Raw genomic sequence first — 20,550 nt, 5'->3', positions numbered from 1 at the left:
TATCGTATCAATTATCAACGATCTCTCGTCAAGATCAACCGTTAAGCCTAGACTCACTGATTTATCCAAATGATCAAATCGAGGTTAAAGAACAGCAGGAAAAACAATTTATTTTCCAAGATTTGTTTCGCTTTATCGATATTGATATGAATGAGACGAAAGGTAAACATTTCAAGTTATATCGAAATGACGAAGAAGTTGGCTTTACTGAATCCATTTTTGACGGTGATCAATTAAATATTAAATGGGTAGAAATGACTCAATCACATTCATAACAAATTTATATAACCGATAGCTTTAGGAAATAACTTTTGCTATCGGCTTTTGTTTGCTAAAATAAAGGTAATGAACTATTCATTTGGAGGTACAACATGCCAACTCCTAGTATGGAAGATTATATTGAACAAATATACATATTAATTGATCAAAAAGGATATGCGAGAGCTTCAGATATTGCTGAACGTCTATCGGTCCACCCATCGTCTGTTACGAAAATGGTCAAAAAATTAGACGAAAAAGACTATCTTCACTATGAAAAATATCGAGGGATTGTTTTAACGGATAAAGGAACAAAGATCGGAAAACGGTTAGTCTATCGACATGAATTGTTAGAACAGTTTCTTGAAATTATCGGTACGGAAGAAGATAGTATTTATGAAGAAGTAGAAGGAATTGAACATCACTTAAGCTGGGATAGTATATTCAGAATTGGTGACTTAGTTGAGTACTTCCAAGAAGACTCTGAGCGTTTAAAAGCATTACAGGCGATTCAAGAACGCAATAGTAATAAGGAGTAAATAGAGCCTGGGACAAAACTAAGCACTAATACACAAAACCCGAACGAAATCATATTTTGACTTCGTTCGGGTTTATCTCATCGCTCCATCAAAATGCTTCGCTTTCCGTGGGCGGCTGCCCAACTAAACTAATTGGCTAATTGTTCGTGTTTTCATTACAATCCAAACCTTTTGTCCCAACCTCGTCTATTTGTTTATATTAATTATTTCGTTTCTTCTTCTAACTTTTTAGCTGTAATATCAAAATGAGAAGCGTGGAATTTAACTTCGCCGTTTTTAATATAAAACACTTGTGGTGATTCATGTTTAATATCAAAATGCTCTGCAACTAAGTTTGAAAGTTCTCGATTTTCTTGAATGTGAATAATATAAGCTGGCAGTTCAGTTTGTCCTGTGAAGTTCTCAAATTGATTTTTTGCGTCACTACTAATAGGACAAGTTAAACTATGCTTAAGTAATAAAGCTTCTTCTTGTTCTAATATGTTCTTTAACTCATCTTGAGCCGTAATTTGTTTTACTGTCATGATTGTTGCCCCCTAGAATTTTTATCTCACTAAAACTAAAATATAAAAGGGTTGTTAGTTTTGTCAACTAACAACCCTTATTATATTTATCCTTGTTGAGAGCGTTCATACAGTTCATTTGCTTCTTGGCGCTCTAATTCTTCTGTTGCTTCTTCAATTGCATCAGCGATATCTTGCGCAACATCTTCGCCTTCGTTTAACGCTTGATCTTTTAGTTCGTTCACTTTATCTTGAAGCTGCTCTTTAGTCTCATAAAAGCGTTCTTGGAATTCTGTACCTTTTTCATAAGCAACGTCTTTCCACTCATCTGCACGCTCTCTAACTTGTTGTGCTCCAGTATTAATATCTTGTCTTAGTTCTTTACCTGATTTTGGTGCAAATAGTAATGCAACCGATGCTCCTACAATACCACCAATTAAAGTACCAATCATAAAGTCTTTACTATTAATGTTCTCTTCTGTTCTTTGTTTTTTTTCGCTCATTCCAATTCCTCCTTAGACCCTTAATTTATTGACCTTTATATTTCTTCCACAAATGAATTGCAGCCTCTCCCCATTTAATCGTTTGAGAAGTTTGGGCAGCATGTTCATTAGCTTGCTCCTGTAATTCATCAGACAATTTCTGTAATGAATCATTAAATTGATTCACAGTATATCCTATTCCTTTTATCCCATCAAATAAAACATCTACTTTTTCAGTTTTACTTGTTATGTCTTCAGCAAGGCGATTTGTTTTATTTAATAATAACTCGGTTTCTTTCGTAATGCCTTCCATTTGTTTCTCGAATCCTTCCATCGTGTTCGCCGTATGATGTAACGTACGCCTAACCGACTTTAATGTCGTCGCAATGTAATATACAAGTACAATAAATCCGATAGCAAAAGCAATAGCAGCGATTAGTGCAGCAATATGTAATAAATTCAACTGATTCATCCCCTTCCATTAATACTTAATATATTTAATCTATACCCGGATTTTATTCTTGTCAAACTTATTAGTGAATTTATTTTCTTATTTCAGTATAATGGTATCATAACTTATAACGATTTGTAGAGTAGAGGAGGAACGAATTATGCGTGACCCAAGAATTAATAAACTAGCAGACTTACTAGTAAACTATTCCGTTAAACTTCAAGAAGGTGAAAAACTTTTAATTGAAAATACGGGTATTCAACGAGAGCTAGTAGCAGCAATTGTAGAAAAAGCATACGAAGTAGGTGGACACCCATTTGTAGAATTAAAAGATCCTAAGATTATGCGCACACTACTAAAAGGTGCAAATGAAACACAAATGAAAGCTTGGGAGCGATACGAAGCCACTGTTATGGAAGACATGGATGCTTACATAGCCATTCGCTCTGGTGATAATATTAACGAACTATCCGATGTGCCAAGCGGAAAGAATAAAATCTTTGGCCAAACTGTTATGAATGTTCATAGACAGATCCGCGTACCAAAAACTAAATGGTGCGTCCTACGTTATCCTAATGAGTCAATGGCTCAATTAGCAGAAATGAGTACAGAAGCCTTCGAAGACTTCTACTTCAATGTTTGTACATTAGACTATGAAAAAATGAATAAAGCTATGGACGCTTTAGTTAAAAAAATGGAAGAAACTGATGTGGTTAAAATCACTGGCCCTGGTACTGACTTAACATTCTCTATTAAAGATATACCCGTCATTAAGTGTGCAGGAGAAATGAACATACCTGATGGTGAAGTGTATACTGCGCCAGTCCGAAATTCAGTAAACGGAACAATTACTTATAATACACCTTCACCTTACCAAGGCTTCACATATGAGAACGTTCAGTTAACGTTAGAAAATGGTAAAATTGTTGATGCGCAAGCCAATGATTCCAAACGAATTCAAGAAGTGTTTAATACAGATGAAGGGGCACGTTATATCGGGGAGTTTGCAATTGGTATTAATCCTTATATTCAACACCCGATGAAAGACATTTTATTCGATGAAAAGATTGATGGCAGCTTCCACTTCACACCTGGGCAAGCCTATGAAAATGCCTATAATGGAAATGATTCATCGATTCACTGGGATATGGTTAATATTCAACGTGAAGACTACGGTGGCGGTGAGATGTATTTCGACGGAAAGCTTATACGAAAAGATGGCCGTTTCGTCATTCCAGAATTAGAAGGACTGAATGCCGATCAATTAAAAGCATAAAGATTGGGAGTGAGCTGAGTCTCACTCCCTTTTTTATTTTTGAGCGGAGCGCTGATAAAACTGCCGCGAACGCCGATAAATTCACGCGAACGCTGATAACACTCCCGTGAGCGCCGATAAATTCACGCGAACGCTGATAACAATCCCGCGAGCGCCGATAAACCCTAGCATGTGACTACAAAAAACCAGCTAGCACTTTTATAAGTTCACTAGCTGGATCAGTATATTACGCTAAAGCTTTGAAAGCTTCTTGGTATTTCTGAATATCACCTGCACCCATAAATAAAATAACACTATTTTTATGGTGCTGTAATGTTTCAGTATTATTTTCTGGCAAGATTTCTGAGCTTCAATTCTCTTTTGTAGATCATTAATAGTTAAGTTACCATCTTGTTCACGTGCTGAACCAAATATATCACATAAATAGATATGATCTGCTTTTGATAAGCTTTCAGCAAACTCATCTAAAAATTTACGTGTTCTCGTATACGTGTGAGGCTGAAATACAGCTACGACTTCTTTATTTGGATATTTCTTACGAGCTGAATCAATTGTTGCTTCGATTTCAATTGGGTGGTGCGCATAATCATCAATAATGATTTGGCCATCTTTCCATTGTGTTTCAGTAAACCGGCGCTTAACCCCTTCAAAAGTGTAAATCCTTTTAATTTGTTCTGTTGAAAATTTTTCGTAGTCGCATAAAGCAATGACACTCAAAGCATTTAGTACGCTGTGATTCCCGTAAGTTGGAATGATAAACGTATCGAAAAAGGTTCCTCTTACGAATACATCAAACGTCGTACCTTCTTCTGATTCTTTAACGTTTTTTGCTTGAAAATCATTTTCATCAGAGAAACCGTAATATACGACTGGCACCTTAGCTTGTATTTCCTGAAGTTTCTCATCGTCACCACAAGCGATGATCCCTCTTTTAACTTTTAATGCCATTTCTTGAAAAGCAGCAAACACATCATCTAAATCTTTAAAATAATCAGGATGATCAAAGTCTACATTCGTCATAATTGCATAGTCCGGTTCATATGCCAAGAAATGTCGGCGGTATTCACAAGCTTCGAATGCAAAGTATTGACTGTCTGCACGTCCACGCCCCGTTCCATCGCCAATTAAGTATGAAGTAGGTACATTTTCACTTAACGTATGTGCTAATAAACCAGTTGTCGATGTTTTTCCGTGAGCTCCAGTTACGGCGATACTCGTATAATTTTCCAAATACTCTCCTAAAAACTCATGATAACGATAAAATGGTACGCCTAACTGTTTAGCACGAACAATTTCTTCATGTTCATCATTAAACGCATTACCTGCGATCACTATTTGACCTTCTTGAATATTATCTTCATTAAATGGCAAAATACTGATATCTTTTTGTGCTAGAGCTTCTTCAGTAAAGAATGTTTTTTCAATATCTGATCCTTGCACAACTTTGCCTGAATCATGCAAGATGTGTGCTAATGCACTCATTCCCGTTCCTTTTATGCCAATAAAATGGTAAGTCGACATTAATCGAACCCCCGTTTGTCTTCATTCTGTTATTAGTATATGTCTATATTATGAAATTGCTTTTTTCATTATAGCAGAATTATTAAGATTATCCAGTATGTATTTTGACAATTGTTATAACATCTCTATTACGTTTTATTTACAGTTAATAATGATGTTTTAATTTATAATATTATTTACCTAATTCTTCTGTTTAAAACGTATGAAAATGCATAATCCAATTATGCTACTCACATAAAAAAGCGAATGATTTCAAACTCAATCATTCGCTCGTATAATCGACTTTTTCTAACCGTGGGTTCGGAGAGAATTTACGACCTTGCTTAGCTTCATGTTCATTATTCAAAAGTACATTGTCCCCGGTAAAGCCGATTTTCATTTTAAGTAAATTGCTTCCTACTCCATACATATCAATTGGGACGTGTAATGACTCGAAACGTTTAATTTTCTCTTCAGTAAAACCACCGCTAGCCACGATTTTCACATGTTTAAAGCCTTCATCGTCCAACGCTTTACGTAAAGCAAAAATAAGTTGTGGGTTAACACCTCTTGGATCAAATGAGCCCATCAAATGTTGATTTCTAAAGAAGTATTTATCAACCATATTTTTAGATGTATCAACACGCACACCTTTTAACTCATCTTTAAACTCTCGTGCAACTTTTAGTGAATCTGTAATAACATCATTATTATAGTCAACTAAAGCAATTAATTCATCATCAGGAAACGTTTCCTTATACGACTGTGTTGCTTTAACAATATCACCTTTAAACATTTGGACAAGAGCATGCGGCATTGTTCCAATACCTTGCTTACCCCACCATTCATTCATGGCATGAGTGGCTTGTGCGGTTGAACCACCAATGTAAGCAGCATATCCATCACCAGCTTGTTGGGTATAATGATCATCACGATCACCCATGAAAATGACTGGTTTTTGTTCACCTGAAATTCCTGCAGCATTAACGACCTCGTAGACATTAGTCGCCACAGATGTCCTTCTACCTAAAATTCCATCAACAATACCTTCTAAGTAGCCGAAGTCTTGATAACGGCCAGTAACAGTCAATACAGACTCATATGGGCTAACTTTATCACCGTCTTGTAATGAATAGATTTCTAGATCCTCTGGGTTGTCGGCAAACGTGTGTAATAAAGCAATTGCTTCGTCTGTCCCACATAAAACAGCATTCTTCTTTTGGAAAAACTGCATTGTCACAACATTATCAGCAAGATGTTCTTCAACAATTTTCTTTGTCTTTAAAAAATATACTGCTGAGAACCAACCGTCTTTGATTCGATCATCAAACTTGAAGGTTTTATTTGTTAAGCGTTTAATTTTACCTTGTTGCTTTAATTCGAATTCTTTCATCGTAGACCCCTCATCCACTATTATTAATCAATCAAACAACATTACACTTCATACATAGTAACTTGAAATGGTTCGCCAGCTTTTTCTTGTTCGTTTAATACTAAAATACCTTTTTCCTGAGGTGCATTTGGTAAATTCAATTCTCTGGCTGCACAAATCATTCCAGTTGATGGTACACCTCTTAACTTAGAATCTTTAATTTCCATTCCGCTTGGCATAATAGCCCCAACTTTAGCTACGACAACCTTTTGACCTTCCGCTACGTTCGGAGCACCGCAAACGATTTGTAATTGTTCATCGCCTACATTAACTTGGCAAACATTTAGCTTGTCAGATTCTTCATGTTTACTCACTTCTTCTACTTCACCAACAACAAACTTAGGTGATACATCAATATGGAGTTCTTCATCAAGTCCATTTTCTTTAAAAATCGTCTCTAATTGTTCAACAAATTCTTGATTGATGTTAAGCAGCTCGTAACGGTTAACTTCTAAGTAGTCAGAAATGCCGAAAACGTTGTAAGCTACCGGTTCATTTGTCGCTTCAATCGCAATACGTGTCACTGATCCGTAAGAAGTCGTTGTAATTTTTTCTTCTGTTTGTTTAAGTGTTAAAACTAATACGTCTCCAATACCTTCACGGTTATAAACTACTTGCATCTTCTCTACTCCTTATCATCTTCACGTTTTTTTTGAGCTAAAATAAAGATTGGTTCTAATTGGTCACCTTCATATAAGAAAGGTAAAGATGTAATTGGGATTCGACCTTCTGCAAAAAACTGCATCATCATTTGAGCTAACACGTCATAGCCGACTTTGTTACGAATATCAGCAAAAATAATAACATCTTGATGTGGTACACCGATTGCTAATTCGCCTTCAATTTTTGCTTTCATTTCTTCAATTAAAGCTTCATTTAAAATACGACTAGCATCATAGCCGTCATTAGTAGATAAGAAATAAAAGGTGTTGCCAGCGACTTCATCTTGTTTCATATCTGTCGGAAGTCTTCTTACATTAAACATAGCAACTTCACGTATGCGTTCATACTCCCAGTTTTCTCTTTTCATCATCTCTTCGTCAACTAACCGATAAGATTTACCTAAATCTAATGCATAATAAACTCTTGTTTCGGCTGTATGTTCAGTATATACAAGTGGTACACCATCATTTGATTCAGTCGGAAATGAACCTGAGCGTATGACAGGGAAGATTTGATTTTCTTTCCCTTCTAATGTTTGCTCTTCATTCATGATCTTCAATGCCTCTGTAATATGTGACACAAGCTCATCGACTGCTTCATCTTTTCTGTTTTCCCACTTGGAAATGACACCTGGCAGTGAAATCGTTACACCTTGTCCACTATGCTTCCACTCTACCCTAAATGTATCTTGATCTTTATCAAAAATCGTCTTCCATTCATCACGATTAAACTGTTCTTCTAGCTTCTTTTTCATTTTAATACTTGTCATTTTCATTATTTTGCCCCCTTTATCGAAGCACACTAGCCATTATTTTACCATGTATTACTGACCGAGAAAAGCTAACGGCTTATTGGGATGAAAAATTAAGCATCTAACTTTAAATCACCATCTTTTATGAAACCTTTTTTCCTTAACGCTTCAGAAATAAATATACTAATAATTGCTGGCCCAACGATTAATAACATGATTAAAATTATTAATAACTCTATGGAAAAGCCCATCGTTTCAAATGCCATAATAGGTCCAACGAGCCCACTCGTTCCCATACCAGCACCGATTGCATTATTTTCTAAATGTAGCCACACGGTTGCAACAGGGGCTAAAACTATTCCTGCCGCTGTTGGCGGTAAGAGAATTATAGGCTTACGAACAACGTTAGCAATTTGCAGCATCGAAGTTCCAATCCCTTGTGATACAACACCCGATATGCCATTCTCACGATAACTACTTGCAGCAAAGCCAACCATTTGTGCTGCACAACCTACTGTTGCCGCACCTGCTGCTAAACCTTGCAAATCCAACATAACAGCGATCGCTACACTTGAGATTGGAGCTGTTAAAGCTAAGCCCATTAAACCAGCAACAACCATTCCCATTAAAAATGGCCTTAAGTCAGTTGCCCAATTAATAATCGCACCAAAACCTTCTAGAAAGGCTGAAATTGGTGGTCCTACAAATGAGGCTACAAAAAAACCAACTAAAATTGTGACAAACGGCGTGACAACGATATCTAACTTCGTCTCTTTGCTCACTAACTTACCTAATTCTACAGCTAACAATGCTGCGATAAAACTTCCAGCAGGACCACCACCAATATCTGCTGCATAACTTCCTGCAAAAAGTGCGCTATATAATACTAAAGGTGGTGCCTTTAAACCATGAGCGACAGCAATTGCAATAGCACCACCATAAATTATCGGCTGAGTAGCAAAATCACCAATTTGAACAAATGCACCTGGTAGAAGAGGGACTTCTCTCCCTAATGTTTGAATAATCGTACCGATGATTAAAGAAGCAAACAACCCTAATGCCATATAACTTAATGCGGTAATAAAATATTGATGAAACGATGGATTAACACCTTTTTTCTGTAAAAATGCTTTCACAGTAATAACCTCCGACAGTAGTTATTCTTCACCCTCATCTTCTTCGTTTTGTTCAACTGAGCTAATAATTTCGATCATAAGTTTCGCATCGTCTTCAACTTGGCTTAAATTCGTGATTGTAGACATTTTAATGCCACCAATGCCTAAATGAACTTCATATTGGTCATCACCATGCTCAATCGCATGAATGTATGCAAATGCTCCATCAGTTTCAATTGTTCTTAAAAAAATACCTTCATTTTCTATACGATTATAAAACCATTGACTGTTAGGTTCCTCAAACTCATTTACGAATAATACATAGGGTTGATCACCGTCATTAAAAACAACATTATGTGGATTTTCGTCTGTTACTTGAAAGTCTTCTGGTTTATAAGCATCAAATCTATCAAATGAATAGTTAGACTCTATATCTTCAGAAGATAAGACGACACTCCTTACCTCACTTTCAGCTTGACTGAATGCTTCTTCTGCTGATGGTGAGCATGCTGTTATGACAGCAACAATCAACATCAGAAGTAAAACTTTTATATAACTCAACTTCTTTCCCTCCAAGATCATAAAGTAATTTTTCTGATTAAACACTATTAACGCTTACCATTATATTAAAAAATAAAGCATATATATTTGACAAAATCTAGTTTTCTATTCACTATTAAATATAACAAACAAATAGCAAGGAGGTCATACAATGAATTTATCAATTTATTTAGCAGGACAAATTCATGATGATTGGCGTGAACAATTAAAACAAAAAGCTAAAGAAAAAGGTTTGAACATTAACTTTTACGGACCACAAGAAAATCATAGTCTATCTGATGATATTGGTGAAACTATTTTAGGCGAGCAACCTAACAACCTATACCGTGATGACGCCGCTTCTGGTATTAATAATTTTAGAACTGAGCTAATGATGCAAAAATCAGATGCGGTTATTGCACTTTTCGGTGAATCATATAAGCAGTGGAACACAGCAATGGATGCCGGTATTGCGATTGGACTTAATAAACCTTTAATTTTAATACATCCAGACTCTTTAATCCATCCTTTAAAAGAATTATCCAACAAAGCTAACGTCACTGTTGAAACAATCGACCAAGCAATTGATGTGCTAGCTTATACTTTTCAATAAACATAATTAAAGAGAGATGAAATAGGGTCTAACGACCTATTCATCTCTCTTTTTAATTTAACCGTTTTGTCTAATAGAATCAACTGTTGATTGATCAACTGACTTAACTAATTTAGTTAGTAACTCTTTAGCCGCTGCATAGTCATCGATATTAATAATAGATGAACTTGTATGGATATAACGAGAACAAATCCCTACAACTGCTGATGGAACTCCATCATTTGAAGTGTGAACGCGTCCTGCATCAGTTCCACCTTGTGAAATAAAGTATTGATATGGAATGTCATGTGTTTCAGCAGTATCTAAAATAAAGTCTCGCATACCGCGGTGTGTAATCATTGAACGGTCAAAAATACGTAGTAATGCACCTTTTCCTAATTGACCAAACTCTTGATCATCACCTTCCATATCATTAGCAGGTGAAGCATCAAGTGCAAAGAAAATGTCTGGATCAATCATATTAGCAGCAATTTGTGCACCTCTTAGTCCAACCTCTTCTTGAACTGTCGCACCAGAAAATAATGTATGAGCTAACTTTTCGCCTTGTAACTCTTTTAATAATTCAACTGATAATCCACAACCATAACGATTATCCCAAGCTTTAGCCATAATTTTCTTTTCATTAGCCATTTCTGTAAATGGGCATACAGGAATAATTGGCTGACCTGGCTTAACTCCAATTCTTTTAACGTCCTCTTCATCATCTGCACCAATATCAATTAACATATTTTTAATTTCCATTGGTTTCTTTCGTTGTTCTGGTGTTAAGTTATGTGGTGGAATTGATCCGATTACACCGTCAACTGGACCATTATCAGTCATTACTTGTACACGTTGTGCTAGCATGACTTGGTTCCACCAGCCGCCTAACGTTTGAAAGCGTAACATACCATTTTTCGTCACTTGTGTTACCATAAAACCGACTTCATCCATGTGACCTGCAACCATCACTTTAGGTCCTTCACCGTGACGGACTCCAAAGACGCCACCAAGCTTGTCTTGAACGACCTCATCAGAATATTTTTCTAATTCTTGACGCATAAATTGACGCACTTCATGCTCATGCCCTGGTGCACCTGGTAGTTCCGTTAAAGTCTTAAATAAACCTTTAGTTTCTTGATTCATTATGTATCACTCCAAGTTTTAGATTACTTATATTTATTTTAACAGAAAATTAACATTAATCCATCATAGTTTGCTGAAAGCTATTTTAATTTCTAGATTATTAAGCTTATAATGTAAGAAACAAACAATTTGGAGTGGTCTAAACATGAAATGGTATAAACTAATCGTACCAGCAGCAGTCGGGGCTACTGTTGGCGCTTATGTTGGCAAAAAAATTAAAGAACAATGGATTGTACCTGAAGTGGCTTTAAAACATGTTAAAGAGTTATTTAAACAAGATGGACCCATTAGTGGTTCTTGGATCTTAATGGAAAAAGAACGCTATAATAAAAATGGACAAGAATATATAGCTTACCAAGGCGGTATTTCTAGAACAGTTGATGGACAGACTCAACAATATAAGTTTTACGTTGATGCATCAACAGGTCAAATACTAGACTCTTATATGATCTAATCAACTAAAATTAAAGCACATAAAAACCCGAGCTCGACCGCCGTGTATATTGGTCATGCTCGGGTTTCTACTTACTCACTAGTATATTCGTATCGCTTACGTTCTAACTTCTCTTCAACTTGTCCTTCTTGATCAAAGCGAATTGCACGATAATAAGCATCGTGATAAAAAATAAACCACCGATTCTTCTCGTATGCTTCTTCTAACAATTCTTTCTTTTCATGCACACTAGTAACAGGGTAATCATCATAAGCTAATACCCAAAGAGGATTTTGGTGTCCATGTGTTGGCATTAAGTCAGCCATATGAACAAAAGATTCTTCATGACCATCATAATGAATGACACAATGTCCATTACTATGACCACCTGTATGCTTCATTGTAAAGCCAGGAAACACTTCATATGACCCATCAAAAATTTCAACTTGATGTTGCACCGGCTCCCAATTCTCTTTCCAATACGTGTTTTTTGAACGCATATTAGGTTTCTTCATTTCTTCCCACTCAATCTCTGATGTTACAATAGTTGCATTAGGGAAAGTTGAAGCAAGCTCACCTTGATCATTAATGTAGGTTAAGCCACTTGCATGGTCAAAGTGTAAATGTGTCATTAAAATAGTATCAATATCATGTACCGTTAAATTTAAAGCTTCCAATGACGAAACGACGTGAGATTCCTCTAAAACTCCAAAGTTACGTTTTAACTTTTCATTTAACTTGCCAAACCCAACACCTGAATCTACTAAAATGTTACGGTTATTTATTTGAATTAAAATAGGATCACATCTTAATTCAATTTGCTCTAGATCGTTGTGTGGGTATTTTTTGCTCCAAAGAGGCTTTGGCACGACGCCAAACATCGCACCACCATCCATGTGTGTCACACCGCCATTTAACCATGTTAACGTCAACTGATCAATTGTTAATTGTTCCATACACTCACCCTTTTTGTAAACAAAATCATTTATTTAAAAGATGCAATACAACGATAGATTGGCTGTCCTTTGTTAGAGAATTTCTCTTCATACTCTGTCATAACATTTGTCTCATCTTCTAAGGCGTGTAAATCTAGGGTAACATCTTCAAGTTTCATCCCAAACTGCGAAAAGCTTACCAAGCTATACTCAAATAACTTACGATTATCCGTTTTCATAATGATTTGACCTTCATCATGTAGAACACTTTTGTATTGCTCTAAAAATGTGTGAAAAGTTAAGCGTCTTTTCTCATGGCGTGTTTTAGGCCACGGATCTGAAAAGTTTAAATAAATGCGATCAACTTCATTTTCAGCAAACATATCTCGCAAATCTTGTGCATTTTCATGCATTAACTTCGCATTTGTTAGTTGTTGCTCTTTTATTTTCTCAATAGCACTCACTATAACGTTTTTGTCGCGTTCAATTCCGATAAAATTAAGATCAGAATTTTTTATAGCCATTCCTTCTATAAATCGACCTTTACCTGTCCCAATTTCTAAGGCGATTGGCTGTTGTTTTTCGAAAATTGAATTCCAGCTACCTTTTCGATCATATGGAGTTTGTTCAACTATTGCTGTATGTTCCTTAATATATCCTTCAGCCCATGGTTTATTTCGTAGTCTCATAATGACACCTTTCTTTTCTTGTTTGTCTCATTTTCCATTATACAATAAAAATATCTATATCCAAGAAAAATCAAGGATATAGATATGGATTAATATTTTATAAATAATTGCTGATTGCTAGTTAATTGTTGTTTCCATTTCTCTGCTTCTTCGTCATCACCGCGCTCTAAATGCCATAAATAAAATGATAACGACTGTGCTGTCATGTACCATTGACAACGAGCGAGTAAATGATCACTTAGCTGGATCCCATATTGATCTAACCATTGTTCCCAGTTAGACCTTGGAATGTATTGATATAATAACATACTTAAGTCCATTGCTGGATCTGCTAATACAGCATTATCCCAGTCTATTAAGTATAAATGATGGTCTTCTCCTAATAACCAATTTTCGTGGTTAAGGTCTGCGTGACAAACAACCTTTTTATGGTTTTCAACAACGCTTATATGATTCGTCAAAAACTGAACGATTTGTTTTATGATACTAGTTTCAGAAATTGATAGCTTCTTACTTTTCTCATGTAAGTTAACAAGTAAATGCCATGGTTCTAATGGCTTCTTACCCATGCGCATAAATAGGTGTAATATTTCAGATGAGTGATGAATTTTGCTAATTAGTTGAACGACATCATTTTGCTGCATCTCAGGCTTAGTTAATACGCGTCCTTCTAACCACTTTTGCGCTGTTATAACATCCCCATCCGCTAAACGCTTCGTCCAAACGAGTTTAGGTACAATCCCTTCAGCAGATAAAATTGCTAAAAACGGAGAGGAATTCCTTTTTAAGAATAATTTCTGTTGGTCACTATTTTCAGCTAAATAAGCTTCTCCAGAGCTTCCTCCAGCTGGCGTTATTAACCAATCGGAACCTAGTACTTGTTCCATCGTTCACTCACCTACTTTATTGCGTGTCGTTCAAGTTCTATTAAATAGTCAGACTAGAATAGAATAACCTATTTTACTATGTTTTTTCAAGAGAATTTAGAAATAAACTTATTTTAAAATATAAAATGATTGTAAGTGTTTACGAATATGACAATGATCAACTTCATCCGTAAAGCCATCTGCTTGGTAAATTAACGGGGTATCACTCAAAATAGACACTGTTGAACCATTAAAACTATCTACTTCTTTTAAGCTAGTATGTTTACCGAAGAATACAGTTATAAATAGTAACAGTATTTTCATTCTAGATATATTACTAACTGTTGTTATAGTAAAGTGTTGGTCATTCACTTCAGCATTAGGTGCTATTTTCATCCCACCGCCGAAATAAGGGTGATTACTGACCGTGATTAGCCATGTATTCTCCATTTTAATACATTCACCATCTACATTTAAAGACAAATTTTTCGGTTTATATGTAAATATGTTTTTAATAAGGCCATAAACGTAAATTAGTTGTTTTAAACGGAAAATGTTTAACCATTTTTTAAACGAAGACTGATCAACCGTTTGAGCCACTTCGCCATCAAAACCAAAGCCAATACTTGAAGCGAATACATATTGTTTTCCACTAACTTCATATTCTCCAAGCCAATAAAGCATTCTTTCAGGTTGTTGAAATAGTAAATCTGATTGTTTAAATGGGTTCAGTTCTATTCCACAACCTCTAGCAAAATCATTGCCAGAACCAGTTGGAATAAGACCAATGGCAATGTCATCGTTATTATCTAGGCCATTAAGCACTTCGTAAACAGTACCGTCTCCACCAATGATTATGATAGTTTCGACTTCATCGTTTTTCATAATTGTTTTAGTAAGCTCTGTTGCATGGCCCTCATACTCTGTAAAACAAGTTTTATGATGTAAGATTTTCTCATCATATCTTTCTTTTATGTAATTATAGACAGAAGCAGCTTTTTGGCTTCCAGCTTTATAATTAATAATAAATGCATACATATTTCGATCTCCTCAAGTTTACTTTAACGACAGTTGAATAATTGTGAATAACAATTAAAACTGTTCATCAGTTTCAACGTCTTCCCATTCAGGCCTTTTAATTGATGTTGTTTGAGTATAAGATAATAAAGTCTCTGCTACTTTTAACTGTTTATGTTTCAGTGGAATATTACTTTCCCGCATTGATTGAAACCAAGATTGATAGTTTTCACGATCAACATACTCTGTTTGATAAGGTAAGTGATTATAATGAATCACTCCTTGACTAGTAAGGACTAACTTCTTAATATCAAAACTTACATTATGATAATCTAGCATAGTTTTTACTGTACTCTCCATACGTTTCAAAGCGATATTAGGGTTAACAATCATTCTCTCAGTTTCATCAGTTTTCTTAAGCCATTTTCGTTGATCTACTGGCTCATAGACACTGTCACTTTCATCATCAAGCCAATTAATACATAAAACTTCAGTCGGCGTAATTAAAATGGTTTCTGCTTCTAAAAGAGCATGCTTTAACTTAAAGATTGGGAAATACATCAATAAATAAGTGTCAGGAAATCGAGTTAAAAAATATTTGAGTCGCTGATCTATTTCATACATTCGATCAAGAAATGATACTTCTTGTAACGTGCTAGAAGCCCACTTCAATTGAAATTGATATGTTTTGTCGAGAAACTCAACTTTTAGCTCTTCTTCAGTTTTTGGTAGTTTAGTTGTTGGTTGCTCTTCAGGTTCGTGATGACGTTTGAACCAATTTTTCCAACGCGGTTGTTCTTCTTCGTAAGTATCCTCTTCATCGACCGGTTCTTGTTGATTATACCACTGTTTATAAATGGCATCGTAATTCTCTTTTTTAAGGCGAATGAATTGTCCTGGGTAACGATACACGTCTGTTTCATAGCGTGATATATAATCTTGTAATTTGACTAACTGTGCCATGTTATTCACCTGTTTCCTTTAATGTAAAAGTTTTGACGATTTCATATTTCGGTTCATTTTGCGGGTGAATTTTAAACAGTTGAAACTCTTCAACTCTAAAGCGATTAATCGGATCATTAATCTTTTGGTTTAAATGTGTATTTAAGATCGTTTCGCCTTTCCATTTTTTAGCGAGTGTAATATGTGGTTTGTAGGACCGTTTTTCTTGTTCAAAATTAAGCACTGCAGCTGCTTTTTCGACTTTTTCTTTTAAATCACTTAACGGCTCTACAAGTTGAACTTGTGCAAACAATACTCTCGGTTGCTCTTTTTTCCAAAATAGCTAAGTCCATCAATGCTTATGTCAAACTGAGGAACCGTAATATCTTGAAGGTACTCTTCTAATTGAGCCACACTTTGTTCTGAAACAGGCCCTAAAAACTTTAACGTAAGGTGAAAATCTAACTCATGAACCCACCCACGATAACTAACATAAGGCTTGATATGTTGTTGCCATTGAGATAGGGTCATTGCCACTCGGTTTGGCACTTTAATACCAATGAAATAATGGTTCACTAGAAATCACCACTTTTATGTTTTTAATTGGTCTAACTCTTGCTCGGTTAACTCGCGGTATTCACCTATTGGTAACTGTTCATCTAATGATAAGCTTCCCATTTGACGTCGTTTTAAAAATCGCACCTCGTGCCCTCTCGCTTGGAACATACGTTTAACTTGGTGGAACTTCCCTTCTGAGATCGTAACAACGATCCAAGAGTGTTCATCAGTTGTTTCTGTTACTTCTAGTTCAGCTGGTTTCGTAATATAACCATCATCTAATGTGACACCTTCTTTAAAAGCTTGTACATCTTCTTCTGTAACAACCCCATTAATAGTTGCCTCATATATTTTATCGACTTTTTTCCTTGGAGATGTAAGCTGATGAGCTAATTCTCCGTCATTCGTTAATAACAATAAACCAACTGTATCTTTATCTAACCTTCCAACTGGAAATAAATTAAATTTATCATAAAACGGGTCTAATAGATCTGTTACACATTCATGTCTTGAGTCCTCAGTTGCTGAGATTACATCTTTTGGTTTGTTTAACATAATATACACAAATTCTCTATAATCAATGACATGTCCATTTACAATGACTTCAGACTGGTTAGGGTCAACATGATGGGAAACGTCTTTAGTGACTTCCCCATCCACTTGAACTGATCCTTTTTTAATTAATTTTTTTACATCTTTCCGTGAACCATAACCTTCATTTGCTAGCAATTTATCTAAACGCATAAATCATACTCCTATATAAACAATTTTGAAAAACGATTAACTCTTTCTCCAAGTAAATGTTCTAATAATGTTGTCTTGTATGCTAACCATAAATAAGCATAAGCTCCAATTATTACAGAACAAATAATTGGATTGAATATTGTAGACGTGTACCGTCACTAAATGGTAAGCCTAGCAGCCAGTTCGTCATGACAACAATGATTGCCATAATGGTCGTTAAAATAATGATGAGCAACGATTTTTTAAATAATGGCTTTAACTCAAATTTCGTTTCTTTATATAACTTAACGATATTTAACGTTGCAGCCGTTAACACACCAATTCCTGTTGCAATAACAGCACCTTCTGCTTGTAAAACCGTTATAAGTGGGACGTTTAAAATTATTTTAACTAAAAGCCCGATCCCTAAACTAATTAATGTGAAGTTCTGCTTATTAACACCTTGTAACATCGAAGCACTGACAGTAAAAAGCGCAAAAAATAGCGACACTGGTGCATACACTGCAAGTATTGACCCAGCATAAACAACTTCCTCAGGTTCATATAAAGTCCCATAAGCTTGATCTGATAAAAGGGATAAACCAACGGATGCAGGTAAAATTAAGAGCATAACAATTTGAAATGCCTTGCTTATATAATTTTGATACTCTTGATGATTATTTTGTGTAAAAGCGTGCGTAATTGACGGTAATAACGCCATTGCTAATCCGATTGCTAGTGTAACAGGGATAATAACTAATTTATGACCATAGACAATAATAACTGACAGCATGGATTCTGAAATATCGCTAAGTCCAATATTTCTCATCGTTCGATTAAATGTAATTTGGTCTATTAATTGATATAACGGTGTAGCAACTCCGACTAATATAAATGGACCAGCATATGAAAGTAATTCTTGGTACATATCACGCCGCGGCATGCTCGGAGCACGCTTCCCTGATTCTCTAAGTTGGCGTTCGATTGCTGGTTTTCGCTTACGGTAGATTGCCGTTAATACAAGACTAGAAGCGAGCGCACCAATAAATGCAGCAAAAGCAGCTAATCCAACAGCATCGTAATTGTTCCATCAAAAATCTTTAATACTACAAAACCTGCAGCTAATAAGAAAACGATTCTCACGATTTGTTCAACAACAATCGAGATCGCACTAGGACCCATCGAACCATGTCCTTGGAAATAACCTCTCACGATACTCATTGGTGCGACAATAAGTAAAGCAAAACTAACCATTTGAATAACAAATGTTACATCACTCAAGGAATTCGAAAATTCATCTGTTGGAACGAATATACGCGCTAACCACTCAGCACTTAAGAACATAATCAGAAACGATATTAGGCCAGTTATAAACATAATAAACAAACCAGACTTAAACATAACTTCCTTAGTCCGATAATCTTCCAAAGCATTATACTTTGCAACAAATTTAGACATGGCCATAGGTATGCCTAAAGATGAAATAGTTAAAAATATTTGATAAGGGTTATAGGCATAAGAATATAAAGTTCCTCCAGTATCACCTACTAAAGCGAAAAATGGTATGACATATAATAAACCTAGTACTTTTGATAAGTAATTGGCACCTGTTAACATCATCGTGCCTCTTAATATATTTGATTGAGACATATTTTCACCTACAATTATTGTTCTTTCTAACTCTTTTATTTTATCATATAGAAGTGAGAAAAATAACGAGCAGAAGGGTATGAAATAAATTTGAAATATAATGTTGTAGTAATCGGTGGTGGTCCCTCTGGTTTAATGGCTGCAATTACAGCCGGCCGTCATGGAGCAAACACTTTATTAATAGAAAAAGGGAAAAAGCTAGGTAGAAAGCTAGCAATAAGTGGTGGAGGGCGTTGCAATGTAACTAACGTCTTACCTGATAAAGAACTAATCGAACACATTCCTGGTAACGGAAAATTTCTGTACAGTGCATTTTCGATTTTTAACAATTATTCTATTATTGATTACTTTGAATCTTTAGGAGTTAAGTTAAAAGAAGAGGATAAAGGTAGAATGTTCCCAGTGAATGATAAAGCAATCACTGTCGTCAACAGGTTATTAGAACAAATCGATCAACATAATATTAATACTAAGCTTAACACGAAAGTTGATGCCATTCATTACGGTGATGATCATCACACGATTATATTAGATGATGGAGAAAAAATAGAGACAAGTTCTGTTGTCATTGCAGTAGGTGGAAAATCAGTACCACATACTGGCAGCGAAGGACAAGGTTATGCCTGGGCGAAAAAGGCAGGACATACAATTACCGAGCTGTACCCGACAGAAGTTCCAATGACATCTAATGAACCTTTCATAAAACAAAAGGTATTACAAGGGATCTCATTACGAGATGTAACGATAACAGCACTAAAACCAAATGGTAAACCAATAAAAACTCACCGTTGGGATGTCCTCTTCACACACGAAGGAATTTCCGGACCGGCTGCACTAAGGTTAAGCCAATACGTTGTAAAAGCATTAAAAAAACATAAAGTCAATCAATTAAAAGTTTCTATAGATTGTTTTCCAGATATAAATGAACAACAATTAGTTGACCAACTTATGTCTGCTTCAAAACAATCACCTAATAAATCTGTTAAACATGTTTGGAAACCGATGTTACAAGAACGCATCTTATTATATTTAATGGAACTTGCTCAAGTTGAACCTTCAACTACGTATCATCACTTAGAGAAAAAGAAGGTCATAAATTTAGCTCACAACATGAAAAATTTTGAGTTTAACGTCAATGGTACATTACCAATAGAAAAAGCATTTATTACAGGCGGTGGCGTTTCATTAAAAGAAATAGTACCAAGTGAAATGGCGTCCAAAATAATGGATCGACTTTACTTCTGTGGTGAAGTACTAGACATTCATGGTTATACTGGGGGATTTAATATCACTGCTGCTTTCTCCACCGGCTATATTGCTGGCTTAAATGCAGCACAACGAGCTACTAATTATATAGAAAACTAATGAAAAAGCCGAGGGCATCATGCGATGTTCTCGGCTTTTTAGCTTTTGTATTAATCGTTTATTTTAAATAAAATTACATAAAAAAAGTTCAGTTTTAGCTGAACTAATAAAGCTGCCCGGCGGC

The 20,550-nt window shown here is 35.5% G+C and carries 24 protein-coding genes and 2 pseudogenes; 6 read left to right on the top strand and 20 right to left on the bottom strand.

The features are described from left to right. Both A194_RS0105745 and mntR read left to right on the top strand, forming a co-directional pair. Nucleotides 1–275: pseudogene (locus A194_RS0105745) on the top strand (hypothetical protein); the annotation flags it as partial. Nucleotides 276–371: 96 nt separating this feature from the next. Further along, nucleotides 372–797: a transcriptional regulator MntR gene (gene mntR / locus A194_RS0105740; RefSeq protein ID WP_017185905.1), complete on the top strand. Its 426-nt coding sequence runs from the start codon at nt 372–374 to the stop codon at nt 795–797. Between the two features lie 203 nt (nt 798–1,000). Here mntR and ytxJ read toward each other — a convergent pair whose 3' ends face one another. The 3 genes from ytxJ to A194_RS0105725 form a co-directional block, all read right to left on the bottom strand. Beyond that, a complete protein-coding gene (gene ytxJ, locus A194_RS0105735; protein WP_017185904.1) occupies nt 1,001–1,321 on the bottom strand; it encodes a bacillithiol system redox-active protein YtxJ in 321 nt (106 codons plus the stop codon). Nucleotides 1,322–1,407: 86 nt separating this feature from the next. Beyond that, nucleotides 1,408–1,803, bottom strand: a complete 396-nt coding sequence (locus A194_RS0105730) for a YtxH domain-containing protein (protein WP_017185903.1) — start codon at nt 1,801–1,803, stop codon at nt 1,408–1,410. A gap of 25 nt (nt 1,804–1,828) precedes the next feature. Continuing rightward, on the bottom strand, nt 1,829–2,254 hold the full coding sequence (locus tag A194_RS0105725; RefSeq protein WP_040402391.1) for a DUF948 domain-containing protein: 426 nt from the start codon (nt 2,252–2,254) through the stop codon (nt 1,829–1,831). Between the two features lie 139 nt (nt 2,255–2,393). Between A194_RS0105725 and A194_RS0105720 the strand changes: the two genes are divergently transcribed. Next, nucleotides 2,394–3,509 carry an aminopeptidase gene (locus A194_RS0105720; protein WP_017185901.1) on the top strand — a complete coding sequence of 372 codons (1,116 nt, stop codon included), beginning with the start codon at nt 2,394–2,396 and terminating at the stop codon, nt 3,507–3,509. A 226-nt stretch (nt 3,510–3,735) separates the two neighbouring features. Here A194_RS0105720 and murC read toward each other — a convergent pair. The 6 genes and pseudogenes from murC to A194_RS0105690 all read right to left on the bottom strand — a co-directional run bounded on the left by murC (nt 3,736) and on the right by A194_RS0105690 (nt 9,531). Next, nucleotides 3,736–5,030, bottom strand: a pseudogene (gene murC / locus A194_RS17500) (UDP-N-acetylmuramate--L-alanine ligase). Nucleotides 5,031–5,292: 262 nt separating this feature from the next. Beyond that, entirely contained in the window at nt 5,293–6,402 is a 1,110-nt protein-coding gene (locus A194_RS0105710) for a nicotinate phosphoribosyltransferase (RefSeq protein ID WP_017185900.1), read from the bottom strand. A gap of 41 nt (nt 6,403–6,443) precedes the next feature. Then, nucleotides 6,444–7,061, bottom strand: coding sequence for a YtpR family tRNA-binding protein (gene ytpR / locus A194_RS0105705; protein ID WP_017185899.1), 618 nt, complete (start codon nt 7,059–7,061; stop codon nt 6,444–6,446). Between the two features lie 5 nt (nt 7,062–7,066). After that, nucleotides 7,067–7,879, bottom strand: a complete 813-nt coding sequence (locus A194_RS0105700) for a DUF1444 domain-containing protein (RefSeq protein WP_017185898.1) — start codon at nt 7,877–7,879, stop codon at nt 7,067–7,069. Between the two features lie 89 nt (nt 7,880–7,968). Further along, nucleotides 7,969–8,991 (bottom strand): PTS sugar transporter subunit IIC, encoded by a 1,023-nt coding sequence (locus A194_RS0105695; protein ID WP_017185897.1) that lies wholly within the window; start codon nt 8,989–8,991, stop codon nt 7,969–7,971. 21 nt (nt 8,992–9,012) lie between these two features. Next, a complete protein-coding gene (locus tag A194_RS0105690; RefSeq protein WP_017185896.1) occupies nt 9,013–9,531 on the bottom strand; it encodes a hypothetical protein in 519 nt (172 codons plus the stop codon). Between the two features lie 151 nt (nt 9,532–9,682). Between A194_RS0105690 and A194_RS0105685 the strand changes: the two genes are divergently transcribed. Further along, nucleotides 9,683–10,123, top strand: coding sequence for a YtoQ family protein (locus tag A194_RS0105685; protein ID WP_017185895.1), 441 nt, complete (start codon nt 9,683–9,685; stop codon nt 10,121–10,123). Nucleotides 10,124–10,180: 57 nt separating this feature from the next. Here the strand turns inward: A194_RS0105685 and A194_RS0105680 are convergent, their stop codons facing one another. Continuing rightward, nucleotides 10,181–11,248 carry a M42 family metallopeptidase gene (locus tag A194_RS0105680; RefSeq protein WP_017185894.1) on the bottom strand — a complete coding sequence of 356 codons (1,068 nt, stop codon included), beginning with the start codon at nt 11,246–11,248 and terminating at the stop codon, nt 10,181–10,183. Between the two features lie 145 nt (nt 11,249–11,393). Between A194_RS0105680 and A194_RS0105675 the strand changes: the two genes are divergently transcribed. Further along, a complete protein-coding gene (locus A194_RS0105675) occupies nt 11,394–11,702 on the top strand; it encodes a PepSY domain-containing protein (RefSeq protein WP_017185893.1) in 309 nt (102 codons plus the stop codon). A 71-nt stretch (nt 11,703–11,773) separates the two neighbouring features. Here the strand turns inward: A194_RS0105675 and A194_RS0105670 are convergent, their stop codons facing one another. From A194_RS0105670 to A194_RS20690, 10 genes are all read right to left on the bottom strand, one after another. Then, nucleotides 11,774–12,637 carry a YtnP family quorum-quenching lactonase gene (locus tag A194_RS0105670; RefSeq protein ID WP_017185892.1) on the bottom strand — a complete coding sequence of 288 codons (864 nt, stop codon included), beginning with the start codon at nt 12,635–12,637 and terminating at the stop codon, nt 11,774–11,776. A gap of 29 nt (nt 12,638–12,666) precedes the next feature. Beyond that, a complete protein-coding gene (gene trmB, locus A194_RS0105665) occupies nt 12,667–13,305 on the bottom strand; it encodes a tRNA (guanosine(46)-N7)-methyltransferase TrmB (protein WP_017185891.1) in 639 nt (212 codons plus the stop codon). Nucleotides 13,306–13,394: 89 nt separating this feature from the next. Continuing rightward, nucleotides 13,395–14,192 (bottom strand): phosphotransferase family protein, encoded by a 798-nt coding sequence (locus A194_RS0105660; RefSeq protein ID WP_017185890.1) that lies wholly within the window; start codon nt 14,190–14,192, stop codon nt 13,395–13,397. A 108-nt stretch (nt 14,193–14,300) separates the two neighbouring features. After that, nucleotides 14,301–15,209 carry a diacylglycerol/lipid kinase family protein gene (locus A194_RS17495; RefSeq protein ID WP_017185889.1) on the bottom strand — a complete coding sequence of 303 codons (909 nt, stop codon included), beginning with the start codon at nt 15,207–15,209 and terminating at the stop codon, nt 14,301–14,303. 54 nt (nt 15,210–15,263) lie between these two features. Continuing rightward, entirely contained in the window at nt 15,264–16,151 is an 888-nt protein-coding gene (locus A194_RS0105650) for a hypothetical protein (RefSeq protein WP_017185888.1), read from the bottom strand. A gap of 1 nt (nt 16,152) precedes the next feature. Further along, nucleotides 16,153–16,443 carry an RNA 2',3'-cyclic phosphodiesterase gene (gene thpR / locus A194_RS20980; RefSeq protein ID WP_017185887.1) on the bottom strand — a complete coding sequence of 97 codons (291 nt, stop codon included), beginning with the start codon at nt 16,441–16,443 and terminating at the stop codon, nt 16,153–16,155. After that, a complete protein-coding gene (thpR, locus tag A194_RS20975) occupies nt 16,419–16,706 on the bottom strand; it encodes an RNA 2',3'-cyclic phosphodiesterase (RefSeq protein WP_029425020.1) in 288 nt (95 codons plus the stop codon). The genes thpR (A194_RS20980) and thpR (A194_RS20975) overlap by 25 nt, the downstream gene beginning before the upstream one ends. A gap of 15 nt (nt 16,707–16,721) precedes the next feature. Continuing rightward, nucleotides 16,722–17,432, bottom strand: a complete 711-nt coding sequence (locus A194_RS0105635; protein WP_017185886.1) for a pseudouridine synthase — start codon at nt 17,430–17,432, stop codon at nt 16,722–16,724. A 112-nt stretch (nt 17,433–17,544) separates the two neighbouring features. Then, entirely contained in the window at nt 17,545–18,420 is an 876-nt protein-coding gene (locus A194_RS20695; RefSeq protein WP_237718745.1) for a lipid II flippase MurJ, read from the bottom strand. Between the two features lie 53 nt (nt 18,421–18,473). Next, nucleotides 18,474–19,061, bottom strand: coding sequence for an oligosaccharide flippase family protein (locus A194_RS20690; protein WP_237718744.1), 588 nt, complete (start codon nt 19,059–19,061; stop codon nt 18,474–18,476). Between the two features lie 90 nt (nt 19,062–19,151). On the opposite strand from A194_RS20690, the gene A194_RS0105625 reads away from it, so the two are divergent. After that, nucleotides 19,152–20,426 carry a BaiN/RdsA family NAD(P)/FAD-dependent oxidoreductase gene (locus A194_RS0105625; RefSeq protein WP_017185885.1) on the top strand — a complete coding sequence of 425 codons (1,275 nt, stop codon included), beginning with the start codon at nt 19,152–19,154 and terminating at the stop codon, nt 20,424–20,426. The last annotated feature ends 124 nt before the right edge of the window (nt 20,427–20,550 follow it).

The sequence above is a fragment of the Alkalibacillus haloalkaliphilus C5 genome (assembly GCF_000269905.1).
Lineage (GTDB): Bacteria > Bacillota > Bacilli > Bacillales > Alkalibacillaceae > Alkalibacillus > Alkalibacillus haloalkaliphilus_A.
This window is presented reverse-complemented; position numbering and strand designations above follow the sequence as displayed.

What these genes read in the sequence shown, in the direction of transcription:
- mntR (WP_017185905.1), top strand. Translation starts at nt 372, where the DNA reads ATGCCAACTCCTAGTATGGAAGATTATATTGAACAAATATACATATTA.
- ytxJ (WP_017185904.1), bottom strand. Translation starts at nt 1,321, where the DNA reads ATGACAGTAAAACAAATTACGGCTCAAGATGAGTTAAAGAACATATTA.
- A194_RS0105730 (WP_017185903.1), bottom strand. Translation starts at nt 1,803, where the DNA reads ATGAGCGAAAAAAAACAAAGAACAGAAGAGAACATTAATAGTAAAGAC.
- A194_RS0105725 (WP_040402391.1), bottom strand. Translation starts at nt 2,254, where the DNA reads ATGAATCAGTTGAATTTATTACATATTGCTGCACTAATCGCTGCTATT.
- A194_RS0105720 (WP_017185901.1), top strand. Translation starts at nt 2,394, where the DNA reads ATGCGTGACCCAAGAATTAATAAACTAGCAGACTTACTAGTAAACTAT.
- A194_RS0105710 (WP_017185900.1), bottom strand. Translation starts at nt 6,402, where the DNA reads ATGAAAGAATTCGAATTAAAGCAACAAGGTAAAATTAAACGCTTAACA.
- ytpR (WP_017185899.1), bottom strand. Translation starts at nt 7,061, where the DNA reads ATGCAAGTAGTTTATAACCGTGAAGGTATTGGAGACGTATTAGTTTTA.
- A194_RS0105700 (WP_017185898.1), bottom strand. Translation starts at nt 7,879, where the DNA reads ATGAAAATGACAAGTATTAAAATGAAAAAGAAGCTAGAAGAACAGTTT.
- A194_RS0105685 (WP_017185895.1), top strand. Translation starts at nt 9,683, where the DNA reads ATGAATTTATCAATTTATTTAGCAGGACAAATTCATGATGATTGGCGT.
- A194_RS0105680 (WP_017185894.1), bottom strand. Translation starts at nt 11,248, where the DNA reads ATGAATCAAGAAACTAAAGGTTTATTTAAGACTTTAACGGAACTACCA.
- A194_RS0105675 (WP_017185893.1), top strand. Translation starts at nt 11,394, where the DNA reads ATGAAATGGTATAAACTAATCGTACCAGCAGCAGTCGGGGCTACTGTT.
- A194_RS0105670 (WP_017185892.1), bottom strand. Translation starts at nt 12,637, where the DNA reads ATGGAACAATTAACAATTGATCAGTTGACGTTAACATGGTTAAATGGC.
- trmB (WP_017185891.1), bottom strand. Translation starts at nt 13,305, where the DNA reads ATGAGACTACGAAATAAACCATGGGCTGAAGGATATATTAAGGAACAT.
- A194_RS0105660 (WP_017185890.1), bottom strand. Translation starts at nt 14,192, where the DNA reads ATGGAACAAGTACTAGGTTCCGATTGGTTAATAACGCCAGCTGGAGGA.
- A194_RS17495 (WP_017185889.1), bottom strand. Translation starts at nt 15,209, where the DNA reads ATGTATGCATTTATTATTAATTATAAAGCTGGAAGCCAAAAAGCTGCT.
- A194_RS0105650 (WP_017185888.1), bottom strand. Translation starts at nt 16,151, where the DNA reads ATGGCACAGTTAGTCAAATTACAAGATTATATATCACGCTATGAAACA.
- A194_RS0105635 (WP_017185886.1), bottom strand. Translation starts at nt 17,432, where the DNA reads ATGCGTTTAGATAAATTGCTAGCAAATGAAGGTTATGGTTCACGGAAA.
- A194_RS20690 (WP_237718744.1), bottom strand. Translation starts at nt 19,061, where the DNA reads ATGTCTCAATCAAATATATTAAGAGGCACGATGATGTTAACAGGTGCC.